Raw genomic sequence first — 1,924 nt, 5'->3', positions numbered from 1 at the left:
ATGCTTCGCCAGCAATGAAGAGCACTTCCCCTAAAAAAGGTTTTTCAGCATGCTGTCCATCCAGAATATGATGGTAATTTTGATGGATGGCGTTGAGATTTACTTTTAGATCGAAACCTCCACCGGGCTTGGCTTTTAGATTCTTTAGTAAAAATTGCCTCACCCCCTGCTCTGGAACAAATTCCGCTAGCAAAGAATCTGCTTCCTTTCGACTTACGATATCTGACTCTAGCAAAGCAAATAAACCAGCAAATATTTCATCGTGATGTCCCTCATACCGAACAGGCGATATATCGGCAACGATCACGGCCTTTATTCGTTTTTGCTGGTGCAGGGCTAGACTCATAGCGACTTTTCCACCCATGGAATGTCCAAGCACATATGCGATATCAATACCTTGATCATTCATATATTCGATCACATCTTCTGCCATAAGCTCATAGTTCATCTCTTCGCGATGAAACGAACGACCATGGTTTCTCAGGTCAATAGCATGGGTTTTAAACTTACTTGCCAAGGCCGTTGCAACACTGCCTAAATTATCTGACGAGCCAAACAGGCCGTGAAGGATCAATACGGAGAAACCTTCCCCTCTTATGCGCGAATATAGTTTAGTCATTGTATTTTTTTTAATCAGTTCACATTATCACCAAGAGCTCATGGCATATTCTCATATGTATCCTAATCTGACTAATTAAATGCTTTTCACTTCTAAACTGTGATACGTAGTAAGGTATATTTTTTAATGATTGTAGAGCTCCACCCTAAAGAAAATCGTCGTAACCGACGCGTCCCCGCCGCAGAACTCGTGGCACAAATCAAAACTAAACAAGGTCTATTTTCTAGCTGGCTTGATTTAGATGTTCTCGATTTCAATCTCCTTGGCCTTGCTCTGGCTGTACCCAGTGAACCAGAACTCGGAAGCAAGCTAAGTTTGCGCCTCGTTTTGAATATGGACATGGGGGAGCTAAAAGTTAATCAAATTGAGGCAAAGATTGTAAATAAGGTAAGGATGGATAATGACGATACTTCGTGGCGAGTCGGCTTGGTCTTTTCAAACCAGTCTAAGCAAAGCGGCGATAACCTTAGCCAACTAACACGCATTAGAGATATGCTTGAGAGAAATAACGCAATAAAGCAGCGTTTGAAAGCAGTTTAGTGTAATAAAAAAAGGCGCACTTCGCGCCTTTTCTTGAACCTCTTAATCTACTTAGCAAAAAAACATACTGTTCAGATAATTTGCTAGCTCAGAACAATTTTCTTTTTCATTTTCATTTTGTGGTACAAAAACTTCGTATTCCATAGTGGTTCCCCGTCAATAACACCGCTAGTATAAGTTTGTAATTCGTTTACTGTACAACTCCTAAAGGACAGTGTGTGTAATATATAGCAGACCGAATGCCTGTTCTTGACGATATGTGCCACCTTTTTGACTGACTGTAGCATTCCTAATTAACAGTAATTAATACACAGCTTTGGTTTAATTACTACAATAGGTATCTTTAGTCACGGTTAGGGAAAGGAAAGCTAAATGACAATTAAGTCTGGCAAGTCCCGGGTCAAAAACTTGTTCGTAAACTCCTCAACCGCGAAAGTATTGTGCGAATATCTTATTCAAAAAGGTATCAATAACGAGCTTTTGATTTCTACCTTGGCCTGTGAACTACACGAGCTTGAGTTAGCGGACTTCCGACTAAATATCTCTGCTTATCATGCGTTATGGTCTCTTGCGCTTTCCTTTACCTCCGACGAGCGTCTTGGCCTTAAACTCGCTCAGAATCCCCATAATGAAGAAATGGGTTTAGTTGCACACATTTTCTTTAATAGCCCAACCCTCTATGAAGGACTTCAACAATACCAACGCTACTATTCTTTGGTTAATGAAGGCATGCATATTGAAATTCACAATGATGATAAGTTTACT

At 40.4% G+C, this 1,924-nt stretch carries 3 protein-coding genes; 2 read left to right on the top strand and 1 reads right to left on the bottom strand.

Features of this window, described 5'->3' with window-relative positions:
* The coding region (locus tag A3735_RS03365; RefSeq protein WP_068637589.1) for an alpha/beta fold hydrolase at positions 1 to 619 on the bottom strand (619 nt) is incomplete at its 3' end.
* A 126-nt stretch (positions 620 to 745) separates the two neighbouring features.
* On the opposite strand from A3735_RS03365, the gene A3735_RS03360 reads away from it, so the two are divergent.
* Both A3735_RS03360 and A3735_RS03355 read left to right on the top strand, forming a co-directional pair.
* On the top strand, positions 746 to 1,159 hold the full coding sequence (locus tag A3735_RS03360; RefSeq protein ID WP_068509978.1) for a PilZ domain-containing protein: 414 nt from the start codon (positions 746 to 748) through the stop codon (positions 1,157 to 1,159).
* A gap of 372 nt (positions 1,160 to 1,531) precedes the next feature.
* Positions 1,532 to 1,924 (top strand): AraC family transcriptional regulator ligand-binding domain-containing protein (locus A3735_RS03355; RefSeq protein ID WP_197485632.1); only part of this gene is annotated, 393 nt, incomplete at its 3' end.

It is taken from the genome of Oleiphilus sp. HI0061, from assembly GCF_001635675.1.
Note: the sequence above shows the minus strand (reverse complement) of the source record. Positions and strands in the feature narration are given on the sequence as shown.